We start from the raw sequence: 7,760 nt of genomic DNA, 5'->3' as shown, positions 1-7,760 counted from the left end.
TCTGACCAGGGCCGCAGCCGTCCGCCTGTGGCACGCTGAACAGGTACGCGACATCGCACGCGACCCCGAGGAAAGGGAGCGACCTCATGCCCGTCGAACCGCTGTCGCAGCAGGAGATCGAGAACCGCATCGCCGAACTGCCGGGCTGGTCGGCCGACGGTGACCGCCTCACCCGCTCCTACCGGCTCGGCTCGCACTTCGCCGCGACGGCCATGGTGGTGCACATCGCCCAGGTCCAGGAGGAGCTGGACCACCACTCCGACCTCACCCTCGGCTACAACACCGTGTCCGTCTCCGTGAATACGCACAGCGTGGGCGGCAAGGTGACCGAGCTGGACTTCCAGCTCGCCCGGCGCGTGGCGGAGCTGGCCCCGGCGCACGGCGCGAGCTGAGCCCATGGTGCTGGACTACAGCGAGGAGGCGGAACGGTACGACGCCTCCCGCGGCGGCGAACCCCGGGCGGCGGCCGCGGCGGAGGGCGTGCTGAGCCTGGTACCGCAGGATGCGCGCAGCCTGCTCGACGTCGCCTGCGGCACCGGCATCGTGACGCGGCGGCTCGCGGCCGGCCGGGACGGGATGCGGGTGACCGGCGTCGACCTCACCTACGCGATGGCCCGGCAGGCAGCCGCCCGCCTGCCCGGGGCCGTCGTCCTCGCCGACAGCCGCCGACTGCCCTTCCGGGACGGGGAGTTCGACGCCGTGAGCAGCGTGTGGCTGCTCCACCTGCTGCCGCGTCCGGCGGACGTCGGGGCCGTCGTCGCGGAGTGCGCGCGGGTGCTGCGGCCCGGCGGTGTGTATGTCACGACGGTCGACAAGGCCGCCTCGCACAACGTGGGCAGTGACATCGATGCCGTCCTCGCCTCCCGGCCCCCCCGCCGCGCCGTCGACGAGACGTCGGCCGTCGAGTCGTACGCCGTCGAACACGGCCTGCATCCCGCCGGGCAGACCCGTTTCCCGGGCCGCGGTCAGGGCCGCAGCCCACGCCGCACGGTCGCGGACCTGCGCCGCGGCTGGTTCGTCACGCTGCCGCCGGGCCACCCGCTCGCCGACGGCTTCGCCGCCCGCCTGGCGGCCCTGCCCGACCAGGACCGGCCCCGCCCCGACCCCTGGTTCACCCTGCGGGCGTTCCGTAAACCGCCGGCCGCGTGCATCACCCGGAAAGCCGGGACGTACGGCAACCCCTCGGCCCCCGGCGGCGACTGAGGGACGGAACCCGTCCGTCCTCCCGGGAGGTTCGTCCCCGTGAAGCACCCGTACAGGCATGCGCACAAGCACCGCAGACGCCGTAACGCCGTCCTCGCAGCCGCGGCCGCCGCGGCCACCCTGGTCGGCGCCGGAGTGATCGTCCTCGACCCGGCCTCCGCCGAGGCGGCCACCGCCCGCCAGGTGGAGAAGCTCGACCGGGGTGTGGTCAGCGTCCACACCGGCAGCGGCAACCTGGTCAGCTGGCGCTGGCTCGGCACCGACGCCGACACCGTCTCCTTCAACGTGTACCGGGCCGGTACGAAGGTCAACTCGTCGCCGATCACCGGCTCCACCAGCTTCTTCCACTCCGGCGCCCCGTCCCACGCCGACTACACCGTCCGCGCCGTCGTGAACGGTGTCGAACAGGGTGACTCCGTCCACGCGATCCAGTTCCGCAGCGGCTACAAGGACGTCCCGCTCTCCCCGCCGGTCGGCGGCACCACCCCCGACGGCGTGGCCTACACCTACGAGGCCAACGACGCCTCCGTCGCCGACCTCGACGGTGACGGCGCCCTCGACTTCGTCCTCAAGTGGCAGCCCACCAACGCCAAGGACAACTCCCAGTCCGGCTACACCGGCAACACCATCGTCGACGGCATCAGGCTCGACGGCACCCGGCTGTGGCGCATCGACCTGGGCCGCAACATCCGCTCGGGCGCGCACTACACGCAGTTCCAGGCGTACGACTACGACGGCGACGGCAAGGCCGAGGTCGCCATGAAGACCTCCGACGGCACGGTCGACGGCACGGGCAAGGTCATCGGCAGTTCGTCGGCCGACCACCGCAACTCCTCCGGCTACGTCCTGTCCGGGCCGGAGTATCTGACCATGTTCAACGGCCGGACCGGCGCGGCGATGCAGTCCGTCGACTACGTCCCGGCCCGCGGCACGGTCTCGTCGTGGGGCGACTCCTACGGCAACCGTGTCGACCGCTTCCTCGCCGGCACGGCCTACCTGGACGGCGCCCGCCCCTCGCTGATCATGGCGCGCGGCTACTACACCCGCACGGTGATCGCCGCCTGGGACTGGCGCAACGGAGCCTTCACGCGCCGCTGGACCTTCGACACCAACGCCTCCACCAACGCGGGCAAGGGCTACGACGGCCAGGGCAACCACAGCCTGTCCATCGCCGACGTGGACGCCGACGGCAAGGACGAGATCGTCTACGGCGCGATGACCGTGGACGACAACGGCTGGGGCCTGTGGACGACGAAGCTCGGCCACGGCGACGCGGGCCACGTCGGCGACCTCGACCCGGCACGTTCGGGCCTGGAGTACTTCAAGGTGTCCGAGGACTCCTCCAAGCCCGGCTCCTGGATGGCCGACGCCCGCACCGGCCAGATCCTGTGGCAGACGGCGTCCGGCGCGGACAACGGGCGTGGTGTCTCCGCAGACATCCACGCCGGTTCCGCGGGCGCCGAGTCCTGGTCGGCCTCGGACACCACCCTGCGCTCGGCGACCGGCGGCTCGCTGGGCCGCGAGCCCTCCAGCATCAACTTCGTCAACTGGTGGGACGGCGACCCGGTCCGCGAACTCCTCGACGGCACCCGCATCGACAAGTACGGCACGTCCTCCGACACCCGCCTGCTGACGGGTTCGGCCGTCTCCTCGAACAACGGCAGCAAGTCCACCCCGGCGATCTCCGGGGACATCCTGGGCGACTGGCGTGAGGAGGTCGTCTGGCGCACCAGCGACAACCGGGCGCTGCGGATCTACTCGACGCCGCACGAGACGAACACCAGGATCACGACCCTGCTCCACGACACGCAGTACCGCGTGGCCCTGGCCTGGCAGAACACCGCCTACAACCAGCCGCCCCACCCGAGCTTCTTCATCGGCAACGGCATGGGGACGCCCCCGCGGCCGACGGTCCACACACCGTGAACAAGGGTGGGGGCGTGCCCCGGCCGGCACGCCCCCACCCGTTCAGGCACCGCCGGAGCCGGACGGGTCGCCGTAGATCACCCCGCGGCCGTTGGTCGCCACGTACACCCGGCCGTACACCCGCGGGTCACCGGTGATCGCCGCACCCGTCCAGCCCCACTGGTGGGCGTCGTCGTTGATGCGGGTCCAGGTCGCGCCCCGGTCGGTCGAGCGGAAGATGCCGCGGACCCCGTCGATCTTCGCGCTGGTGTAGAGCGTCTGGTACGAGGCTCCCGGCGCCGCCTTGCCGAAGCCGATCGTGTCTGCCTGCTCGACGCCGGACAGCTTGGTGAAGGAGGCCCCGCCGTCGGTGGAGTGCCACAGGCCGTACGCGCCGTCCGTCGCACCGCCCGCCAGCCAGATGTCGCCCTTCGTCCCGGGCAGCGCCTTGAAGCGGACGCTGTCCGAGCTGGGCAGGCCGGTCGCGGCGGACGCGGTGAAGGTCGCACCGCCGTCCGTACTGACGTAGAACTTCCCGGACTTGAAGCCGTAGAAGGTCATCGGGTCGACCCGGTCGGACTCGACGATCGCGCCCGCCGGGATGCCGGACGACGCGGACCAGGACGAGCCGAAACCGGTCGCGTGGTGCACGCCCGCACCGGCAGGGCTCCACACGAACCGGCTGCCGTCGGCCGCCGCCGCGACCGTGCCGCCGCCGCTCACACCCGAAGGGTCCGTCCCGGCGAACCAGTTGGCGCCGTTGTCGGTCGAGAAGGCGATGTGCGGCCCGGAGTCGAGGTTGCCGACCCGCACGACCGTGTTCGGGTTGGTCTCGGCGTAGTCCAGGCTGGTCGTGGAGGTGAAGTTCGGCGACGTGTACATCATCGGCGGGACCTTGGTGAGGTCCGTGTGCCGGAAGCCGCCGATGTCACCGAGGGCGCTGAGCAGTGGAGCGCCCGACGGGGGAGAGGCGAGGTCGCTGACGGCCGTCTCCTCCAGTCCCTGCACCATCGGTTTGACGCTGAACGTGCCGCCGCTGTCCCAGTTCGTGAGGTTGTCCGTGCCGTAGATCGTGGCGCCCGTGCCGTACATCATGCGGTCCGAGTCGAACGGGTCGATCTCCAACGCCTCGGTCATCCAGCCGAGTTTCGGGGTCTGCTCGGGCGGTGACGGGTTGGCGCCCCAGGTCAGCCACGGGGAGGACGAGACGTCCATGGTGTAGCGGTTCGAGCGGTTGGGGTACGACGTGTAGTCCCAGGCCTTCGTCCAGGTGCCGCCGCTGTTCGTGGAACGGAAGATCTGGGTGTCCGGCCACCAGGAGCTGTACGCCGTCGCCATCACCGTGCCCGGGTTCTGCCGGTCGACGGTCAGACCGCTGAAGCCGTAGTAGGTGTCGGCCTCCGCGACCGGGCTGATGTCCGTCCAGGTGCCGCTCGCGGTCGCGTACCGCCACAGCCGGCCCTTGCCGCCGTCGTACGGGCCGCCCTTGTCGCTGTACGCGAGATACAGGTAGCCGTTCTCGGCGTCGAGGACGCCCTTGTGCGCGAGGTAACCGGTCGGCTGGCCGGCGAGGCGGGACCAGGTGGCGCCCGCGTCCGTCGATCGGTACACGGCGTTGTCCTTGTCGGCGACGCCGACGTAGATGGTCCGTGTGGCGTTGCCCGGTGTGCCGGTGGACTCGTCGAAGGTGACCCACGCGATGCCCTGGTTGTCGGAGGCGTAGCCGCTCGTGTCGCTGGGGTCCTGCACGTAGTTGCCGGGGTTCGGGAAGGCCGACACCTGCGACCACGTCACGCCCGCGTCCGTCGACCGCCACAGGCCCTTGCCGCTGGGCGCGCCCAGGTACAGCACGCTGTTCCTGTTCGGATCGATCGCGAGCCGCTCGCCCATGCCGCGGCCGGGCATGTTGCCGCCCAGCTTGAACGGCAGGTCGGTCTTCCGCCAGCTGGCGCCCCGGTCCGAGGAGCGCATCACCGCCCCGTTCCCCGGGTCCCAGCTGTTGGTGTACGTGCCGACGGCCGCGTACACCCTGTCGGGGTCGACGGAGTCGGAGGCCAGGCTCACCACTCCGGTGTGCCCCCAGTCGTCCCAGCCGACCGAGTCCAGCAGCGGCGTCCAGGTCTTCGTCGACTCCTGCCAGCGGTAGGCGCCGCCGATGTCGGTGCGGGCGTAGGCGAGGTCCTTCTCGGTGCGGTTGAAGACAATGCCGGGGACGAAGCCGCCGCCGTCGATGCGGGCGTTCTTCCAGGTGTAGGTGTCGGCGGCGATCGACACCTGCCCGGTGTCCGCCGCGAGTGAGGGCGGGGTGCCCGCGAGCAGTCCGGCGGCGAGCGCGAGCACGGCTGTGAGGATGCGGGTTCTTCGCACGGTGGGGTCCTTTCCGGAGGGGATGAAAGGGCGTGCCGACCGGGCGGCCCCAGGTCAGGGGGACCGCCCGGCCTACGGTGCGTTGTCGCGCCCCTCAGGGGCGCGGGGAACTGCGCGACCAGCCACAGACGGCCCGCAGCTTGCGCATTACTCGAGCAACTCCGCGTACGAGCCCAAGGCCAGCGCAATATCCGCCTGAGCCCAGAACCGGTGATAGGTGAAGGACGGCGCCGCACCACCCGCGAGATACGCCTCGATCTTCGACCACGCCGGATCGTCCTCGTAGAACGACCGGATCGAGTCGAACGTCGACGACGAGTTGATCGCGTCACCGTTCGGCATGGTGCCGGTCCAGCCGCTCGGGACGTACACGCTGTCGTCGAACCGGAGGTAATCCGCCCGGGTCTCCGGCACGGCGATGCCCAGCGCGTCCTGGTGGTTGTCCCACATGCCGTCGAGCAGGGCCTTCGCGGTCGCCGCCGCCTCCGTGTCGCCGGAACGGTCGGCGTAGTACGTCAGCGTCCTGGCGTACGCGGCCGCCACGCCCACGTCGTTGGTGTAGTCCGCGACGGTGACGTGAAGTCCGGTGTTGCCGCCCGGACTTGACGGGTTCCAGGTGTCGGGCTGGCCGGACCACTGGAGGGTGGACGGGATCTGGTAGGTGCCGTCCGGGTTGACCGTGGTCTCGGACAGTGCCCAGTCGACCCACTTGTCCAGGACCGCCTTGGCGTCCGCGTCACCGCTCTGCTGGTAGTACTCGGCGACCCGCTCCATCGACCACGCCTGGAAGCCGAACCACTGGTTGGACGGCGGGTCGTGGTAGACGGGCTTGTCGTCGTAGTACATGCCGTAGAAGGTCGACTTCCCGGCCGGCGGGGTGGCGTACCGCCCCTGCCAGCTGTTGGTCGCGCCGCCCGCGATGGCGCCCTCCGCGGACTGCAGCCAGCGGTAGAACTCCAGCTGCCGGTCGAGCGACTTCGCCCAGTCCGCCTGCCCGGTCGCCGACTTGGGCTTCAGATCGGCGTAGGAGCTGAGCGCGTACGCGGCCATCGGGTTCTGGTAGCCGCCGTGCGCATGGCTGGAGCCGATGCGCCAGGCCCAGCCCGCGGAGGTGTCCAGGGCGCCGCCCCAGGCGTAGTACCAGGACAGCAGGTAGTGCGAGGAGTCCTTGCCGCTGCCCGCCGGGCAGGCCGAGGCGCCCACGCAGTCGCCGATCTTCTTGAAGTACTTGTCGAACATGGCGTAGCGCAGGTAGTCGCCCATCTTCGCCGCCTTCGCGACGGTCGCGGAGACATCGCCGCCCTTACCCTGCTCCTCGGCCCACAGGTCCGCCCAGTACGCGGCCTGCACCGCACGCGCGTCGGCGTCCGGGGCGTTGGTGAACTTCCACTGCTTGGCGTAGGACGCGTCACCGGTGAACAGGTCCAGGTAGCCGTTCGTGCCGCCGTACTTGAAGGCGTCGCAGGTCGGCTGCGGGACGGTCTCCCACACGGACTCCTGGGAGCCGCGCTGGAAGGTGTTGATGTACGACGGCCCGGTCGCCGTCGGCCCTGCCTCGCACTTGCCCGGTTCGTTGCCGTAGCCGTAGACGTTGTCGACGTCCTGCAGCCAGTGCATGCCGTAGACGTCGTCGGTGCCGTACGCGCTCTTCAGCTCGGCGGCGAGCGGGTCCTGGCCGACCGGGACACTCGGGTCGAGCTGCGCCGGGTACTGCTGCGGGGTGTCGAGTTCGGGCGCGTACGTCGCCGGCTTCGACGCGGTGTAGAACGAGTTGGTCGGCTGGTCGGCGTGGGTCGGGATCATGTACTTCTCCATCAGATCCCAGGCGCCGTTGAACCGGGTCCAGTCGCCCGTCACCTTGCCGTACATCGCCTGCAGCCACAGCAGATAGCTGTACGCCTCCGACGTCGTCTCATGGCCGTGGTCCGGCGCCTCGACGATCAGCGTCTCGACCGAGTGGTAGGGGATGCCCTCGGGCGAGAAGTAGCCGTTCGCGGGGTCGGTGATCTTCCCGTAGAGCTCCAGGAAACGGGCGTCGTACTCCTTGGTCGCGGCGATCTGCGTGACCGTGACCGAGGCCTTGGCGTGCCCGGTCGCCGTCGACTCGAAGGTCGCCGCGCCGGTGCCGGAGGAGTCGGCGGTGACGGTCACCTGCTGTGCCGTGTTCCAGTTCGACGGCGTGAAGGTGAGCGAGGCGCCGCCGGTCACGGACAGGCCCGTGTTGCCGCCGGTGCGGGCGGTCGTCACGGTCACGTCGGACGACGGCCGGGTCGACAGCTTCACGT

4 protein-coding genes and 1 pseudogene are annotated in these 7,760 nt (G+C 70.5%); 3 read left to right on the top strand and 2 right to left on the bottom strand.

Going from position 1 to position 7,760, the window contains the following annotated elements; genetic code table 11:
- The first annotated feature begins 86 nt into the window (after positions 1–86).
- The 3 genes from ACTWQJ_RS41970 to ACTWQJ_RS41960 are packed head-to-tail and all read left to right on the top strand — an operon-like array spanning position 87 to position 3,129.
- Positions 87–392: a 4a-hydroxytetrahydrobiopterin dehydratase gene (locus ACTWQJ_RS41970; RefSeq protein ID WP_443311674.1), complete on the top strand. Its 306-nt coding sequence runs from the start codon at positions 87–89 to the stop codon at positions 390–392.
- Positions 393–399: 7 nt separating this feature from the next.
- A complete protein-coding gene (locus ACTWQJ_RS41965) occupies positions 400–1,203 on the top strand; it encodes a class I SAM-dependent methyltransferase (RefSeq protein WP_443311675.1) in 804 nt (267 codons plus the stop codon).
- Positions 1,204–1,242: 39 nt separating this feature from the next.
- Positions 1,243–3,129, top strand: coding sequence for a rhamnogalacturonan lyase (locus ACTWQJ_RS41960; RefSeq protein ID WP_443311673.1), 1,887 nt, complete (start codon positions 1,243–1,245; stop codon positions 3,127–3,129).
- Between the two features lie 48 nt (positions 3,130–3,177).
- Here ACTWQJ_RS41960 and ACTWQJ_RS41955 read toward each other — a convergent pair.
- Together ACTWQJ_RS41955 and ACTWQJ_RS41950 are read right to left on the bottom strand one after the other, a co-directional pair.
- Positions 3,178–5,475: pseudogene (locus tag ACTWQJ_RS41955) on the bottom strand (xyloglucanase); the annotation flags it as partial.
- 147 nt (positions 5,476–5,622) lie between these two features.
- The coding region (locus ACTWQJ_RS41950) for a glycoside hydrolase family 48 protein (RefSeq protein WP_443311672.1) at positions 5,623–7,760 on the bottom strand (2,138 nt) is incomplete at its 5' end.

This window comes from Streptomyces sp. KR55, assembly GCF_052245645.1.
GTDB classification, from domain to species: domain Bacteria; phylum Actinomycetota; class Actinomycetes; order Streptomycetales; family Streptomycetaceae; genus Streptomyces; species Streptomyces flavusporus.
This window is presented reverse-complemented; position numbering and strand designations above follow the sequence as displayed.

Excerpts from the sequence above, each read along its gene's own strand:
- ACTWQJ_RS41970 (WP_443311674.1), top strand. The coding sequence starts at position 87 with ATGCCCGTCGAACCGCTGTCGCAGCAGGAGATCGAGAACCGCATCGCC.